The following is a 15,166-nucleotide window of genomic DNA, read 5'->3' as shown; positions in this document are numbered from 1 at the left end:
CCGGAACCCTCTCGCGTCGCAGACGATTTCCCGTGTTCACCGAAACAAGCCGGAGACACGAGATGGGCGACAAGATCCTGACCGCCGCGGAGGCCGAGGAAGAGTTCTGGGACCACCTCAAGAAGTCCAACACCGGCATGCTGGGCCTCGACCAGCCCGGCTATCACAGCCAGCCCATGACAGCCTTCCGCGAGGAGGAAACGGGCGTCATCTGGTTCTTCACCCGCGACGAAACCGACCTTGCCCGCGACGCCCGCATCCCGGGCCAGACGGCGATGTTCACCTATGGATCGAAGGACCAGGAGGTCTGGGCCTGCATCCACGGCAGCCTGTCGGCCGTCCATGATCAGGAGCGCATCGACCGCTACTGGAACCCGATCCTCGCCGCCTGGTACCCGAACGGCAAGGACGACCCGCATCTGACGTTGCTGCGCTTCGTGGCGGACGACGGTCGCATCTGGGTGTCGAAGCAGGGACCGATCCGCTTCTTCTACGAGGTGGCCAAGGCCAACCTCACGAAGACGCTTCCGGACGTCGGCGGCGTCGTGGACGTAAAGCTGAACTAGGCCCTAGCCCGCGAAGCACCAGGCCAGCACGGCCTTCTGGGCGTGGATGCGGTTCTCCGCCTCGTCCCAGACCAGCGAGCGTGGGCCGTCGATGACGGCGTCCGTGACCTCCTCGCCGCGGTGGGCGGGGAGGCAGTGCAGGAAGACCGCGTTCGGGTTGGCGGCGTCCATCAGGGCGTCGTCGACGCCATAGCCGTCGAAGGCTTCCAGACGGGCCTCGTAGTCCTGATCGCCCATCGAGACCCAGGTGTCGGTGACGACGACGTCAGCGCCGCGGACAGCTTCCTGCGGGTCGCTGGTCAGGCTGACGAAGTCGCCGCCGCGGGCGAGGTCGTGCAGGTCCGGATGGTACTCGGCCGGGCAGGCGACCTGCAGGCGGAAGCCGAACTTGGGCGCCGCGTGCATGAAGCTGTGGCAGACGTTGTTGCCGTCGCCGACCCAGGCGACCGTCTTGCCGGCGATCGGCCCGAGATGCTCCTCGATGGTCAGCAGGTCGGCCAGGATCTGGCACGGGTGCGAGCGGTCGGTCAGGCCGTTGACGACCGGGACAGTCGAGACGCGGGCGAAGCGCTCGACGTCCTCATGGCTGTTGGCGCGGATCATCACGGCGTCGACCATGCGCGACAGGACGCGGGCGGTGTCCTCGACCGGCTCGCCGCGACCCAGTTGCATGTCGCCGGCGTTGGCGATGATCGACGCCCCGCCGAGCTGGCGGATGGCGGCGTCGAACGAGAAGCGGGTGCGGGTGGAGTTCTTCTCGAACACCATGGCCAGCACGCGGTCTTTCGCCGGTGCGTCGGCGTCCGCGCGGCCCTGCGGCCAGCCCTTGCGCGCCTGTTTGCGGGCGTGGGCGTCGTCCAGGATGGCGCGAAGTTCTTCGGCTTCGAGCCGGTAGATGTCGAGGAAGTGGCGGACCATTTTTGATCTCCGCTCATCCCCGCGAAAGCGGGGACCCAGGGCTTTGGGCGACGGCTGTCACCGGTTGGAATTCAACTGCTCATCCCAACCTCCGGCGCTAGAGCGACAGAACTGGGTCCCCGCTTTCGCGGGGATGAGCGGACAAGATGTTACGAGGCCGCCGCCATCTTCTCGCGCGCCACCTCGCAGGTGCGCTCGAAGCGTTCGACGGCCTCACGGGCCTCGTCCAGCGTCAGGATCAGCGGCGGCAGGATGCGCACGCAGTTGTCGCCGCCGCCGGCGACCAGCAGCTGCTGCGTATCGCGAGCCCAGCCCATGAATTCGCGGTTGTTGGGGACCAGTTTGACGCCGATCAGCAGGCCCTTGCCGCGGACATCGACGATGACGTCCGGGAAGCGCTGCTGCAGGCCGTGCAGCTGCTGCTTCAGATAGCCGGCGACCTCGTTCACGTGGGCCAGGGTGTCCGGGCTGGACAGTTCCGAGAAGGCGGCCTTGCCGACGGCCATGGCCAGCGGATTGCCGCCGAAGGTCGAGCCGTGCACGCCGACGGTCATGCCCTTGGCCGCATCGGTCGTGGCCAGGCAGGCGCCTATCGGGAAGCCGCCGCCGAGCGCCTTGGCGATGGCCATGATGTCCGGGGTCATGCCGGCCCATTCGTGGGCCCACAGCTTGCCGGTCCGGCCCATGCCGCACTGGACCTCGTCGAAGATGATCAGCACGCCGGTCTCGTCGGCCATCTGGCGCATCCAGCGCAGCTCTTCGTCCGGCGTGGCGCGGCAACCGCCCTCGCCCTGCACGGGCTCGAGGATGATGGCGGCCGTGGTCGGGTTGCGGAAGGCGGCTTCCAGCGCGGCCTTGTCGCCCCAGATGAGCTGGTGGAAGCCCTCCATCTTGGGCCCGAAGCCTTCGGTGTAGGACGGGTTGGCCGCGGCGTTGATGGCGCCATAGGTGCGGCCGTGGAACGAGCCGTCGAAGCCGTAGATGTCGATGCGCTCGGGCTGGCCGTTGGCGACGTGATGCTTGCGCGCCGTCTTCAGGGCGCACTCGACCGCCTCGGTGCCCGAGTTGGTGAAGAAGACCACGTCGGCGAACGACTTCTCGCACAGCAGGTCGGCGAGGGCTTCCTGGCCGGGGATGCGGAAGATGTTGGAGACGTGCCAGAGCTTCTCCGCCTGGTCCTTGACCGCCTGGACCAGCTTCGGATGGGCATGACCCAGGCCGTTGGTCGAGATGCCGGCGACGCAGTCGAGGTATTCCGTGCCGTCCGTCGCCCACAGACGCGCGCCCAGACCACGTTCAACCTCGAGCGGCGCGCGGTTGTAGACACCCATCAGATGTTCTTGGGACACGGGACTGGCCTCCAGAAGAGAGACGGCCCCGCCGCGGGCGCGACGGAGCCGGAAAAAGGGTCAGGCCTTGTCGGACGACGACTGGGGTTAGTCAACACCGCGGCCGAGACGGCCTTCCGCGGTCACCTTGGCGACCAGGGCCCGAATGTCGCCGATCTGGTTGCGGCCAGCATCCAGGAACTGAATCGGCAGGGCGTTGGCCGATACGGGAGTACCGTGAAACAGGAAGCGGTCCCGTTCCTCGCGAACTGCGATGATCGCCTCCCACTTCATGGTCAGCTTGAATGCGCCGTCGGTGATCGTGACTCCGCCGTCGTCCAGATGCCAATCATTGGCCAGCGGCCAGGTGGGCGACTTGCGCCACTGCCCAGCGGCCACACGCCGGACGATGGAATTCGCGACTATCCAGACCACGATGCCAATCAGCACGGTCATGAAGAGCAGGAAGCCGACGCCGTCAGCTACGCGGACAGCAACGGCGACCATCACCAGTGGAAGGCCGAGCACGACCAGGTCAGGGAGCTTGATCAGCCAGCGTAGCGGACCGAGCGCCCGAACCGGCCTGAACCCTGCCGGCACAGGCACGACGCCCTTGACCTCGATCATTGCGACAGCTGCCGATCCAACCGCTCCACTACTGCCGCATAGGTCTCGCCCGACAGCTTCAGGGTCGCCGGATCGACGTGTTCCATGGTGTCGCCATGGGAGTGGATCAGCTGGAACACCTGCGGCACGAAGCCTTCGGCCAGGCCGGTGTTCTGGCCGCCGTTGAAGGCCAGCCACATCTGGTGGGCGCCGACATGATCCTGGAAGCCCAGCGAGATGGTCGGGACCACGGGGCCCGGCGCCGACTGGCGGCCGAGGCCGGCGCCGGAGAAGACGCGATCGTCCGACGGCGGATAGACCGGGAAGCCGACACAGTTCATCGCGCGCTCGGCGCAGACTTCACGCACGGCGCGGACCACGCCCGTCGACTGCGCGCCGTTGTTGAGGCCGTACATCATGGTGTCGCCATAGGCTGCGACGTCCGAGTTCACCACGACGGCGACGTTGGTCAGGCCGTGCGCCTCGACCCATTTGCGCGCGCCGATCAGGCCCAGCTCCTCCTGGTCGAACAGGATGATCCGCACCCGGTGGTTCAGGTTCCTGGTGCGCAGGATCTTCGCCGCCTCGATGACGCCGACGACCGAGGCCGCGTTGTCGACCACGCCCTGCGACATCGATCCGTCGCGCAGGACGACGGCGTCATAGTGGGCGGTCAGCAGGATTTCGCGCGGGCCGTCGCCGATGGTGATGACGACGTTACGGCCCTCCATCGGGGCGTCCGTCTCGCCGCCGACGAAGGTCTCGACGACCGGATCGAACCCGGCGGCGCGCAGCTGCGACACGACGACGTCGGTGCGGGCGGCGTTGGTCGGCTGGATGAAGGCCGCGACCTGCGCGCGCAGGTCCACGTCCTGCGCGGCGACCGGCGACGATACGGCGAGCACGGCCGCGGCGGCGGCGAGCGAACGAAACAGCATGACATCCCCCTGAAATACAGACGCCATGGCTAGCGCGGCCGTAGCGGCCGCGCACCTTAAAACGCTGTCAGGACTTCAGGCGCCAGCCCGACTTGAACACCCGCCAGCAGGCCCAGGCCATGATCAGGGTGAGCAGGCCGCTCATCGCCACGCCGACGGCGATGTTGGACTCCGCATGGCCGATGAAGCCGTACCGGAAGCCGTCGATCATGTAGAAGATCGGGTTGAAGTGGCTGATGGTCGCGAACGGCTCGGGCAGGTTGTCGACCAGATAGAAGGTGCCGCTGAGGAAGGTCATCGGCATGATCAGGAAGTTCTGCACCGCCGCCAGCTGATCGAATTTCTCGGCCCACAGGCCGGCGAAGACGCCGATCATGCCCATCATCAGCGAGGCGGTCAGGCTGAACCACAGGATGGCCGCCACATTGGCGACGCCCAGCTTGGCGAACGGCAGGACACAGATCGCCGTCACCAGCCCGACCACGATGCCGCGCGTGGCGGCCCCCAGCGAGAAGCCGATGGTCAGCTCCAGCGGGCTCAGCGGCGGCGTCAGGAAGTCCGTCGAGGTGCCCATGATCTTGGCCTGGATCAGGCTGGACGAGGCGTTGGCGAAGGCGTTGTTGAGGATCGCCATCATGATCAGGCCCGGCGCCACGAACTCGGCGAAGGGCGTGTTGTGGATCGGCGGCCGGGCGCCCTTCAGGGCCACCACGAAGACCAGCATGTACAGCAGGGTGGTGACCACCGGCGCCGCCACCGTCTGCGCGCCGACCTTCCAGAAGCGCCGGACCTCCTTGAGGTACAGGGTCTTCACGCCTTCCCAGTTGACGCCGTGGTAGCGGCGCGGCTGCGGCAGGCCCGAGGGGCGGGTCGAGGCGAGATCGGTCATGCCGGCCAGATGCGGTCCAGGCCACGTTTGCGCAAGGGGCCTACGCAGGCCGGCCGCTCCGTCACCGCCTTAACCATACTAGATGTAGTTCCTGTGGACGGAGTGATTCGCACATATTGCGCGTTTTAAGGGCTGGTTTACGATTAGTGGTAGGTCAGAGGCCCCGGGAGGGAGCTGAGACCCTGGATGTTGAATCGCCACCCGGAGGGCCCACCATGACCGCAGGCTGGACAGAAGATCGCGTCGGCGCGCTGAAGAAGCTCTGGCTGGAAGGCCAGTCGGCGAGCCAGATCGCCAAACAGCTGGGCGGCGGCGTCACCCGCAACGCCGTGATCGGCAAGGTGCACCGCTTGGGCCTGTCGGGCCGCGCCGCGCCGTCGCAGCCGGCCCGGGCAACCTTCCGCCCGTCGCGCCCGCGCCCCGCCGCGCAACCGACCCAGGCGCCGTCGGCTCCGCGCCGCATCGAGGCCGCCCAACCGCGCCCCGTCACGCCCGTCGCCCCGACGCCGGCGCAGATCCCGGACCTGCCGGGCACCGCCACGGTCATGACCCTGGGCGCCCACATGTGCAAATGGCCGATCGGCGACCCGTCGTCGAACGAGTTCAGCTTCTGCGGCCGCCGCTCCTCGGAAGGCGTCTACTGCGTCGAGCACGCCCGCGTCGCCTACCAGCCGCAGGTCCGCAAGGGCGGCAAGGACGGCGCCTCTGAACTGGCCCGCTCGCTGCGCCGCTACATCTAACCGTTCGAAAATCAGACGGGCGCGCGATCACTTCGCGCGCCCGTCGCCTTTTGGTCGCATGACCGACACAGACGCCCCCTAGAGGGGCGGCCGTCCGCCTCCGGATCCGCCCGCCGCGGTTTCGGAGTCCGGGGCGGGGCTGCGGTTATCCGGGTTGACGCAGCCCCCTCACCGGCCCGCCGCAAGGCGGGCTTTTTTGTTGGCTGAAGCTCTAGTTCAGCACCCGTCGCCCGCCCGGCACGTCGAGGCTGAAGGCGGGAATGTTCGCCTCGAAGGTCCGGCCGAAGTCGTCGACCATCGAATAGACCCCGACCATCGAGCCCGAGCCCGTGCCCAGCGAGGTGCCCGAGGCGTAGGAATAGCTGTCGCCCGGCTGGATCGTCGGCTGCTCGCCGACCACGCCCGGGCCGCGCACTTCCTCGACGTGTCCGCGGGCGTCGGTGATCGTCCAGCGGCGCGCCACCAGTTGCACCGGCGACGGCGTCAGGTTCAGGATCTCGACCTGGTAGGCCCACACCCAGCGACCCGCGTCCGGATCTGACTGACCGGCCAGATAGCTGGGCCTGACGCGCACCACGATCCCGTCGGTTTCGGCTTCGTACGCGCGGCTTTCATACATGCGCGCATGGTCGCTGAACGCCCGCACACGTCAAGCGCACTCGCCTGATCGGGACAGGCGAGACAGGCCGAAAAATCGTGTAAGCGGGACCTATGACGTCTTTCGAACACACCACCCCCGGCATCCTGCCCTGCCAGTCCATCGAGGTCCTGATCGCCGCCGGCGCCATCACCTCCGACACCCCCTTCGATTTCGATCAGGTCCAGCCCGCCAGCCTTGACCTGCGCCTGTCCGACCAGGCCTGGCGCGTGCGCGCCTCCTTCCTGCCCGGCAAGCGCAAGGTCGAGGACCGCATCGCCGACGTGGCCATGCATACGGTCGACCTGTCGCCGGGCTTCGTGCTCGAGAAGGGCTGCGTCTACATCGCCCGCCTGCAGGAGCGCCTGTCCCTGCCCAAGGGGCTGATCGCCCGCGCCAATCCCAAGAGCTCGACCGGCCGCGTGGACGTCTTCGTGCGCCTGCTGACCGATCGCGGCGGCAGCTTCGACGATGTCGATGAAGGCTATGACGGCCCGCTGTATCTCGAGATCGCGCCGCAGACCTTCTCCATCCTCGTGCGTCCGGGCACGCGCCTGAACCAGCTGCGCCTCAAGGCCGGCGAGCCGCCGAAGCTGGAGACCCGCTCGGTCGGCGTCGATCTGACCGGCTCGGACGGCGGCATCGTCGGCTTCCGCGGGCGTCGCCACGCCGGGGTGGTCGACCTGGACAACATCGACGGCCACGATCCGCGTGATTTCTGGGAGCCGCAGATCCTGCGGCGCGGGGAGCTGCTGCTGGATCCGGGCGAGTTCTACATCCTGGCGTCGTCGGACGACGTCGAGATCCCGGTGGACCAGGCGGCGGAAATGACGCCGATCGATCCGTCGGTGGGTGAGTTCCGGGTGCACTACGCGGGCTTCTTCGATCCTGGCTTCGGCACGGACGAGGCGCACGGCGCGGGCTCGAAAGGCGTGCTGGAGGTGCGCACGCACGACACGCCGTTCCTGCTGGAGCACGGCCAGATCGTCGCGCGGCTGGTCTATGAGCCGCTGACCGAGCGGCCGTCGCGCCTCTACGGCGAGGGCGGCAGCCACTACCAGAAGCAGGGGCTGAAGCTGTCGAAACACTTCCGCCCCTGGGGCTGATCGTCAGCTGAGCTTGTCCGCCTTGCGGAGGCCGGGGAACATGGCCGCCCATATCCCGGTCGCCGCCAGCGCGCCCATGCCGCCGAAGACGGCGGCGCCGACCGCGCCCAGCAGGCGGACCATCAGACCGGAATAGGCCTCGCCGAGCTCGTTCGATGCGCCGATGAACAGCATCGACACCGAGCTGACCCGGCCGCGCATGTGGTCGGGGGTGGCCAGCTGGATGAGGGTCTGACGGATGTTGACGCTGATCATGTCGGCGGCCCCGCCGACGAAGAGCATCAGACCGGACAGCCAGACCGCCTTCGACAGACCGAAGACCAGGGTGCAGACGCCGAACACGGCCACCGCCGCGAACATCCAGCGGCCGCCGTGGCGGACGATGGGATAGCGGCTGAGATACAGGGCCATCAGGAAGGCCCCGACGCCGAACGAGGCGCGCAGCAGACCGAAGCCTTGCGGCCCGACATGCAGGATGTCGCGCGCGAAGATCGGGGTCAGCAGGGCCACGCCGGCCAGCAGGACGACCACCAGGTCCAGTGAGATGGCGCCGAGCACGATCTTCGTCTTCCAGACGTAGGCCAACCCCTCCTTCACGGACTCGAGCGGGGGCAGTTTGTTGTCGGGATTGCGGGGCTTGCCGCTGGTGCGGATCATCAGGAAGGCGGACACGCCCACGAGGAACAGTCCCATGGCCACGGCGTAGGCCAGCGGCACATTGACCCCGACGATCAGTCCGCCCAGTGCCGGACCCGCGATGGCGCCCGTCTGGAAGGCGATGGACTGAGCCGCGATGGCGGGCGGCAGCGCCTTGCGCCCGACCACCATGGGCAGGAAGGCCTGGCTGGCCGGGGCGAGGAAGGCCCGCGCGGCGCCGAACACCGCGGCGACAGCCAGCAGCCCCCACAGCGGCGGCGCGCCGTGCAGCGCCATCAGCAGGAAACCCCCGGCGCACATCGCCTCGACGACGATCGACAGGGCCACCGTGCGCTTGCGGTCGCGGCGGTCGGCCATCGCCCCCGCCGGCAGGGTGAAGGCCAGCAGCGGCAGGAATTGGCACAGGCCGACGAGGCCGAGATAAAGGCTGGCCTGCTCGACAGGATGGTCGCGGCGGGCGATCTCATAGACCTGCCATAGCAGGGCCGACGACTGGATCTGGATGCCGAGCACGGCCACGACCCGTCCGAACCACAGCAGGCGGAAGTCGCGCAGGCCCCACGGGCTGGCGGGCCCGCCGTCATCCGAAGGGGGCGGTGTCGGCGGGGTCGGCGACCCGGTGTCGAGGCTCTCAACGGTCACGTGCGGCGATCAATCTTCGGATACGGCGTTCCATCGCGGTGGAAATAGCGGTCCGCGCCAACAGGCAGGACCATGTCGATGTCGGGGTAGTCGCAGGCGTCCGTCGTCGGCGAGCGCGTGCCGACCTCGAGCAGAACGGCCTCGGCGTCGGACCGGTTCTCGATCTTGTGGCCGTTCGGCACGCCGGCCTTGAACCCGGCGCAGTCGCCCGCGCGCAGGATGGTCTCGCCGTCTTCCTCGACCAGTACGACCTCGCCGGACAGGACCTGGACGAACTCGTCCTCGGCCGCATGCCAGTGCCGCTGGCTGGACCAGGCGCCGGCGGGCAGGTGCAGAAGGTTGACCCCGAACTGGCTCAGGCCGACGGCGTCGCCGAGGCGCCAACGGCGGCGCGGCCTACAGGGGTCGGCGAACTCGTCCGGATAACCGGTGCCGTGAGCGGTGGGTGCGGCAGCGATGTCGATCTTCGGCATGGGGAGAAGCCTTCTCGCAATCGTCCGAACCCCGTAAAGCACAGGTCCATGAGCGCCGCATCACATCCCGTTATCGATCCTGTCGAACTGACCCGCGACCTGATCCGCATCCCGTCGGTCACGCCCGCGGACGAAGGGGCGATGGATGTGCTGGAGCGCGCCTTGACCGGGCTCGGCTTCCACTGCCGCCGAATGAAGTTCGAGAACATCGAGAACCTGTACGCCCGTCGCGGGACGGCCTCGCCCAACCTCTGCTTCGCCGGCCATACGGACGTGGTGCCGACCGGATCGACGGAGGCCTGGTCCTCGGCGCCGTTCGAGGCCGAGGTGAAAGACGGGGTCCTGTACGGGCGCGGCGCGGTGGACATGAAGGGCGGCATCGCGGCCTGGGTCGCGGCCGTGTCGCAGATCCTCGCCGAGGGCGACGTGCCCGGCTCCCTGTCCTTCCTGATCACCGGCGACGAGGAAGGCCCGGCCCTGCACGGCACCAAGCGCGTCGTCGAGACCCTGATGGCCGAGGGTGAAGCCATCGACGCCTGCGTGGTCGGCGAGCCGTCGTCGTCGCAGCACCTGGGCGACATGATCAAGGTCGGCCGCCGCGGCTCGCTGAACACCTGGATCACGGTCCATGGTAAGCAGGGCCACGTCGCCTACCCCGACCGCGCCGCCAATCCGGCGCCGGTGATGGCGAAGCTGCTGACCCGCCTGAACGATCAAGTGCTGGACGAAGGCTACCCCGAGTTCCCCCCGTCGAACCTCGAGATCACCACCATCGACATCGGCAACCCGGCCACCAACATCATTCCGGCCGAGGCGAAGGCGCGGCTGAACATCCGCTTCAATCCGACCCATACGGGCGACGAGCTGATGACCTGGCTGAACGCCATGGCCGGTGAGGCCCAAGCAGCGTCCGGACTGCGGATCGAGCTGGAGCACCTGTGCTCGGGCAACGCCTTCCTGACCGAGCCGGGACCATTCGTTACCGCCGTGCAGGATGCGGTCGAGGCCGCGACCGGCCGGCGTCCGGAGGCGTCGACGACGGGCGGCACGTCGGATGCGCGCTTCATCCGCGCCATGTGCCCGGTGCTGGAGCTGGGCCTCGTCGGCCAGACCATGCACCAGATCGACGAGCGCGTTCCGGTGTGGGAGCTGGAGGCCCTGGCCGGCGCCTACCGCAGGGTGATCGAGACCTTCTTCGACCGAACCTAGAGTAACACGTCGAGTCCAAGCATCGCACCGCTGAACATCGCGACGAAGGCTACAAGGAAGAAGAAGACTTCGCGTAGCGGGTTATGGCTACGCTTAAGCTTCACTGGAGGCAGTTGGACGGGCAGGCTTGGCATGATGCACTCCTGTTACTGTCAGGAGGCTGCGCCCGCTTCGTTGATCAGCCGTTGAAAAATATGGTTGCCGCGACCCGGTCAGGGTCGCTCGAGGAACCGGATGGCGCTCAACACATGCGCCCTGACACCCAGCGGCAACACCTTCTCGTTGACGTCGAAACCGGGCGAGTGGTTCGGCGCGGCCGTGGCCGGATCCTGCCCATCCGGCGTGCCGCCGAGGTGATAGAAGACGCCGGGCACGACCTGCGACAGGAAGCTGAAGTCCTCGGCCACGGTGGTCGGCGGGGTCGCCGGATTGACGTTCCCCTCGCCCGCCGCCTCGGTCAGCACGGGGGCCAGCCAGGCGGACAGCTCCTCATTGTTGAACACCAGGGCGGCGTTCTGACGGACGCTGAACTCGGCCGTGGCCCCGTAGGTCTCGGCCACGTTGTCGATGGCGATCTCCGCGCGGCGGATCAGGTCGTCGCGCTGGGGAATGTCGAAGGTGCGCAGCGTACCGGACAGCGTGGCCGTTTCCGGGATGATGTTGTAGCGCACGCCGGCGTCGAGGGTGGCGATGGTGAAGACCGTCGGCGTGGTCGTGGGGTCGATGGTGCGCGCGGTCAGCGAATTGATCGTCTGCACGATGTCGGCCGAGGCCGTGATCACGTCGACGCCCTTCCACGGCCAGGCGCCGTGCGTCTGGCGGCCGCTGAGGGTGATGTCGATGCGGTCCGAGGCGGCCATGAAGCCGCGCGGGCGGTAGAAGATTGTCCCCGCCCGGCCCGGCACCACGTGCAGGCCGAAGATGGCGTCGGGACGCGGATTGCTCAGCGCGCCGTCCTCGATCATCAGGGCGGCGCCGCCCTTGGGCTCTCCCGGAGGGGCGCCCTCCTCGGCCGGCTGGAAGATGAAGACTATAGTGCCGGGGATCTCGTCCTTCATGCCGGCCAGCACCTCGGCGGCGCCCATCAGCATGGCGACGTGGGCGTCGTGGCCGCAGGCGTGGGCCACCGGCACGGTATTGCCCATGTAGGTTCCGGTCGCGGTCGAGGCGAAGGGCAGGCCGGTCGCCTCCAGCACCGGCAGGGCGTCCATGTCGGCGCGCAAGGCGACCGTGCGGCCCGGCTTGCCGCCGCGCAGGATGCCGACGACGCCGGTCTTGCCGACCTCGGTACGGACCTCCATGCCGAGTGAACGAAGGTGCTCGGCCACCACCGCCGCGGTGCGCGTCTCGGAGAAGCCCAGTTCAGGATGCTGGTGCAGGTCGCGGCGCCATTCGACGACGCGGGGGGTCTCCGCCGTCACCGCCGCCTCGATCCGGTCCAGCGCGATCGGCGTCTGTGCATGGGCCAGGCCGGCGGACAGGGCGAGCGCGAGCGTGGACGCGGCGAACAGGCTGCGGATGGTCATGACGGTGTCCCCGATATCTTGAGGCGCCACCGTCGCGGACGAACCGCCGGGGCGCAAGCGGTCAGGGTGATCAAGCTGCGGGATGACGCCGGAGGTTGAGCGGTCTAGGCTTGGCCGCGTGAACCTGCGCTCGCCCGCCTTCGCCATCCTGTTCGCGGTCAGCCTGATCGCGGCGGCCGGCAATATGGCGCTGCAGTCGGTGCTGCCGGCGATCGGCCGCGAGTTCGGCCTGATCGACACCCTGGTGTCGGCGGCCTTCGCCATCTCGGCCCTTATGTGGACCATTGCATCCCCGTTCTGGGCGCGGCTGTCTGACACCATGGGCCGCAAGCGGGTGATCCAGATCGGTCTCGGCGGCTTCGTCCTTTCGATGGGGGGCTTCGGCCTGGCCGCGACGTCGGGTCTGGAGCACTGGCTGGGGCCGGCGTTCGCCTTCGTCCTGATGGCCGTGGCGCGGACCATCTACGGCGTTTTCGGCTCGGCCGCGCCGATCGCCTCCCAGGCCTATGTCGCCGACCGCACGTCACCGGAGCAGCGCACCCAGGCGATGTCCTTGCTGGCGTCGGCACAGGGTCTGGGTACGGTCGTCGGCCCGGCGCTGGCGCCCTTCTTCGTCCTGCCGTTCATCGGTCTGGCGGGACCGATGTACGCCTTCGCCCTGTTCGGTGCGGTCGTGCTGTTCGTCGTGTGGCGCAAGCTGCCCAGCGGCGAGGTCGTGCGCAAACCGTCGGAGAGCGGCCACCGCGGAGCCGCCGGCAAGGTTCATTGGCATGACCCCCGCGTCCGCGACTACCTGCTGTACGGTCTGCTGGTCACCGGGGCCCAGGCGGTGAACATCTCGGTGCTGGGCTTCCACATCATCGACGAAATGGCGGTGAACGGGATCGCGGCGCGCGACGCCCAGCCCTTCATCGGCATCGCCATGCTGGCCGGCGCCGCCGCCACCCTGATGGCCCAGTGGGGTCTGATCCCGCTGCTGAAACTGGAGTCGCGTGACCTGATGCGCTGGGGCGCGGGCCTGGCCCTGGTCGGCAATCTGATGAGCATCGCCTCGCCCGGCTACTACGGCGTGGTGATCGGCTACGCCGTGGTGTCGATGGGCGTCGGCTTCGCCCGGCCGGGATTCACCGCCGGGTCGTCCCTGTCCGTCGGGCCGACCGAGCAGGGCTCCGTCGCCGGTCTGATGATGTCGCTGGCGGGTCTGAGCTTCCTCGGCCCGCCGGTGATCGGCGTGGCGCTGTACGAACTCAGCGAGCCCGCGCCGTTCGTCGCCAACGCCCTGCTGCTGGCGGCGGCGACGGCGCTCTGCTTCTTCAGCAAGCGGCTGCTCGCCGGGCCGCCGGACCTGCCGGAACGCGAGGAAACCCCCTCCCCCGAAACGCCGCCCGCCTCGCAACCGGGGCCGGAAGGCAATCGCTGACGTCTGACGCCTTTTCTCGGACCAAAAGCCGTGCCAGATCGGCGGCATGGACATCGCTCGCATCGAGAAGCGCATCGGCATTCGCGCCCCCACCGACCGGATCTGGGAGGTCATCGCCGACCTGTCGTTCTGGGATAGCTGGAACCCGATCGAGAAGAGCGTCGAAGGCGCGATCGCCTTCGGCGGCGAGATCGCCCTGACAGAAACCATCGAGGGTCTGCCCGAGCGCCGGGTCGTGGCCCGCGTCGGCGAATGGCAGCCCTACGCCCAGCTGGTCTGGATGGAAAAGCGCGGCCTGTGGTTCCAGTCGATGCGCTATTTCGAGATCGAGGAGCTGGAGCCCGGCAGCTGCATCGCGTCGAACGGCTTCTACTTCACCGGCCTGCGCGGCGAGATGTATTTCGACAAGCAGCGCAAGCATCTGCGCCATTCGGTGGACGCAGTCGCCGAAGCCTGGAAGGCCGTCGTCGAAGGCTAGATCAGCCGACCTTGGCCGCCCGGCGGTTGACCCTGGTCAGCCGCCCTTGGCCATCGTGTCCTGGATGCTGATGATCGCCGGCGTCAGGATGACGATGAACAGCACCGGCAGGAAGAACAGGATCATCGGCACTGTCAGCTTGGCCGGCAGGGCAGCAGCCTTCTTCTCGGCCGCCGACAAACGCATCTCGCGGTTTTCCTTGGCCATGGTGCGCAGCGCCGTGCCCAGCGGGGTGCCGTAGGTCTCGGCCTGGGTCATGGCCGTAGCGACCGACTTCACGCCCGGATGGTTGGTGCGCTTGGCGAGGCCGTCATAGGCCATGCGGCGGTCTGGCAGATAGCTGAGCTCGGCCGACAGCAGGGTCAGCTCCTCGGCCAGGTCGATGGACGAGCCGCCGATCTCCTGGCTGACCTTCTGGATCGCCGCCTCGATGGACATGCCGGCCTCGACGCAGATCAGCAGCAGGTCGAGCGCGTCCGGGAAGGCCTGCATGATGGAGACGCGGCGCTTCGAGATGCGGTTCGCGAGGTAGAGGTTGGGCGCGTAGAAGCCGGCCACCGCGGCGGCCATGACCGCGGTCAGACGCGTCATGATCGGCAGGCCGAAATCGTTGAAGACGAACAGGTAGAAGGCCGCGATCGCCAGGAACACGAACGGCATCGAGAAGCGGAAGAAGTAGAAGGTGGTCAGCGGCTTCGGACCGCGGAAGCCGGCCTGGGCCATCTTCTCGGCGACCTTGGGATCCTCCAGCAGCTTGGTCAGGTTCAGCTGCTCGACGACGCGCTTCTTGAAGCCTTCATCGGTGTGGCGCAGGCCGGCCGGGCCGGAGCCCTGCGAGGCGATGGCCTGGCGCGAGCGGCGCTTCAGCTCCTCGCGGCGCACGGCGACGGCCTTCATCCGGCCTTCCAGCTTGACCCCGCCGCCCATGGAGCTGGCGAGGGTCACGATGGTCGCGAACACGAGGAAGCCGACCAGCATGCTGAGGAGGTTGGCGGGGTCGGTGAAGAAGGGAATGAGGCCCGGCATGTCTGGT

Annotated in this window: 16 protein-coding genes; 6 read left to right on the top strand and 10 right to left on the bottom strand. The window is 68.1% G+C overall.

Annotated elements, in window-relative coordinates; genetic code table 11:
- Positions 1–62 precede the first annotated feature (62 nt).
- Entirely contained in the window at positions 63–566 is a 504-nt protein-coding gene (locus GGR12_RS03160) for a pyridoxamine 5'-phosphate oxidase family protein (protein ID WP_183202828.1), read from the top strand.
- A 3-nt stretch (positions 567–569) separates the two neighbouring features.
- Here GGR12_RS03160 and argF read toward each other — a convergent pair whose 3' ends face one another.
- The 5 genes from argF to GGR12_RS03135 form a co-directional block, all read right to left on the bottom strand.
- Entirely contained in the window at positions 570–1,484 is a 915-nt protein-coding gene (gene argF, locus GGR12_RS03155) for an ornithine carbamoyltransferase (protein WP_183202826.1), read from the bottom strand.
- Between the two features lie 149 nt (positions 1,485–1,633).
- Positions 1,634–2,815, bottom strand: coding sequence for an aspartate aminotransferase family protein (locus GGR12_RS03150; RefSeq protein ID WP_183203737.1), 1,182 nt, complete (start codon positions 2,813–2,815; stop codon positions 1,634–1,636).
- A 105-nt stretch (positions 2,816–2,920) separates the two neighbouring features.
- On the bottom strand, positions 2,921–3,439 hold the full coding sequence (locus GGR12_RS03145) for a YcxB family protein (protein WP_183202824.1): 519 nt from the start codon (positions 3,437–3,439) through the stop codon (positions 2,921–2,923).
- A complete protein-coding gene (locus GGR12_RS03140; protein WP_183202822.1) occupies positions 3,436–4,356 on the bottom strand; it encodes a M28 family metallopeptidase in 921 nt (306 codons plus the stop codon). Before GGR12_RS03140 ends, GGR12_RS03145 begins: the two co-directional genes overlap by 4 nt.
- 67 nt (positions 4,357–4,423) lie before the next feature.
- Positions 4,424–5,245: an ABC transporter permease gene (locus GGR12_RS03135; protein ID WP_183202819.1), complete on the bottom strand. Its 822-nt coding sequence runs from the start codon at positions 5,243–5,245 to the stop codon at positions 4,424–4,426.
- Between the two features lie 215 nt (positions 5,246–5,460).
- Between GGR12_RS03135 and gcrA the strand changes: the two genes are divergently transcribed.
- A complete protein-coding gene (gcrA, locus tag GGR12_RS03130) occupies positions 5,461–5,985 on the top strand; it encodes a cell cycle sigma 70 cofactor GcrA (RefSeq protein WP_183202817.1) in 525 nt (174 codons plus the stop codon).
- A 211-nt stretch (positions 5,986–6,196) separates the two neighbouring features.
- On the opposite strand, the gene apaG is transcribed toward gcrA, so the two are convergent.
- Positions 6,197–6,604, bottom strand: coding sequence for a Co2+/Mg2+ efflux protein ApaG (apaG, locus tag GGR12_RS03125; RefSeq protein ID WP_183202816.1), 408 nt, complete (start codon positions 6,602–6,604; stop codon positions 6,197–6,199).
- A gap of 92 nt (positions 6,605–6,696) precedes the next feature.
- Here apaG and GGR12_RS03120 point away from each other — a divergent pair, with 92 nt between their 5' ends.
- Positions 6,697–7,728 carry a 2'-deoxycytidine 5'-triphosphate deaminase gene (locus GGR12_RS03120; RefSeq protein ID WP_183202814.1) on the top strand — a complete coding sequence of 344 codons (1,032 nt, stop codon included), beginning with the start codon at positions 6,697–6,699 and terminating at the stop codon, positions 7,726–7,728.
- A 3-nt stretch (positions 7,729–7,731) separates the two neighbouring features.
- On the opposite strand, the gene GGR12_RS03115 is transcribed toward GGR12_RS03120, so the two are convergent.
- A complete protein-coding gene (locus tag GGR12_RS03115) occupies positions 7,732–9,027 on the bottom strand; it encodes an MFS transporter (RefSeq protein ID WP_343053070.1) in 1,296 nt (431 codons plus the stop codon).
- Positions 9,024–9,500 carry a cupin domain-containing protein gene (locus GGR12_RS03110; protein WP_183202812.1) on the bottom strand — a complete coding sequence of 159 codons (477 nt, stop codon included), beginning with the start codon at positions 9,498–9,500 and terminating at the stop codon, positions 9,024–9,026. Before GGR12_RS03110 ends, GGR12_RS03115 begins: the two co-directional genes overlap by 4 nt.
- Positions 9,501–9,548: 48 nt before the next feature.
- Here GGR12_RS03110 and dapE point away from each other — a divergent pair, with 48 nt between their 5' ends.
- Positions 9,549–10,709 carry a succinyl-diaminopimelate desuccinylase gene (dapE, locus tag GGR12_RS03105; RefSeq protein WP_183202810.1) on the top strand — a complete coding sequence of 387 codons (1,161 nt, stop codon included), beginning with the start codon at positions 9,549–9,551 and terminating at the stop codon, positions 10,707–10,709.
- A 212-nt stretch (positions 10,710–10,921) separates the two neighbouring features.
- Here the strand turns inward: dapE and GGR12_RS03100 are convergent, their stop codons facing one another.
- The gene (locus GGR12_RS03100; RefSeq protein WP_183202808.1) at positions 10,922–12,235 is read right to left on the bottom strand and encodes an amidohydrolase; all 1,314 of its coding nucleotides are present in this window, start codon (positions 12,233–12,235) and stop codon (positions 10,922–10,924) included.
- Positions 12,236–12,353: 118 nt separating this feature from the next.
- On the opposite strand from GGR12_RS03100, the gene GGR12_RS03095 reads away from it, so the two are divergent.
- Together GGR12_RS03095 and GGR12_RS03090 are read left to right on the top strand one after the other, a co-directional pair.
- Positions 12,354–13,655 (top strand): MFS transporter, encoded by a 1,302-nt coding sequence (locus GGR12_RS03095; RefSeq protein ID WP_183202806.1) that lies wholly within the window; start codon positions 12,354–12,356, stop codon positions 13,653–13,655.
- Positions 13,656–13,701: 46 nt separating this feature from the next.
- A complete protein-coding gene (locus GGR12_RS03090; RefSeq protein WP_183202804.1) occupies positions 13,702–14,133 on the top strand; it encodes an SRPBCC domain-containing protein in 432 nt (143 codons plus the stop codon).
- A gap of 36 nt (positions 14,134–14,169) precedes the next feature.
- On the opposite strand, the gene GGR12_RS03085 is transcribed toward GGR12_RS03090, so the two are convergent.
- On the bottom strand, positions 14,170–15,159 hold the full coding sequence (locus GGR12_RS03085; RefSeq protein WP_183202802.1) for a type II secretion system F family protein: 990 nt from the start codon (positions 15,157–15,159) through the stop codon (positions 14,170–14,172).
- Positions 15,160–15,166 lie beyond the last annotated feature (7 nt).

The organism is Brevundimonas lenta, from assembly GCF_014196335.1.
Classification (GTDB): Bacteria; Pseudomonadota; Alphaproteobacteria; order Caulobacterales; family Caulobacteraceae; genus Brevundimonas; species Brevundimonas lenta.
Note: the sequence above shows the minus strand (reverse complement) of the source record. Positions and strands in the feature narration are given on the sequence as shown.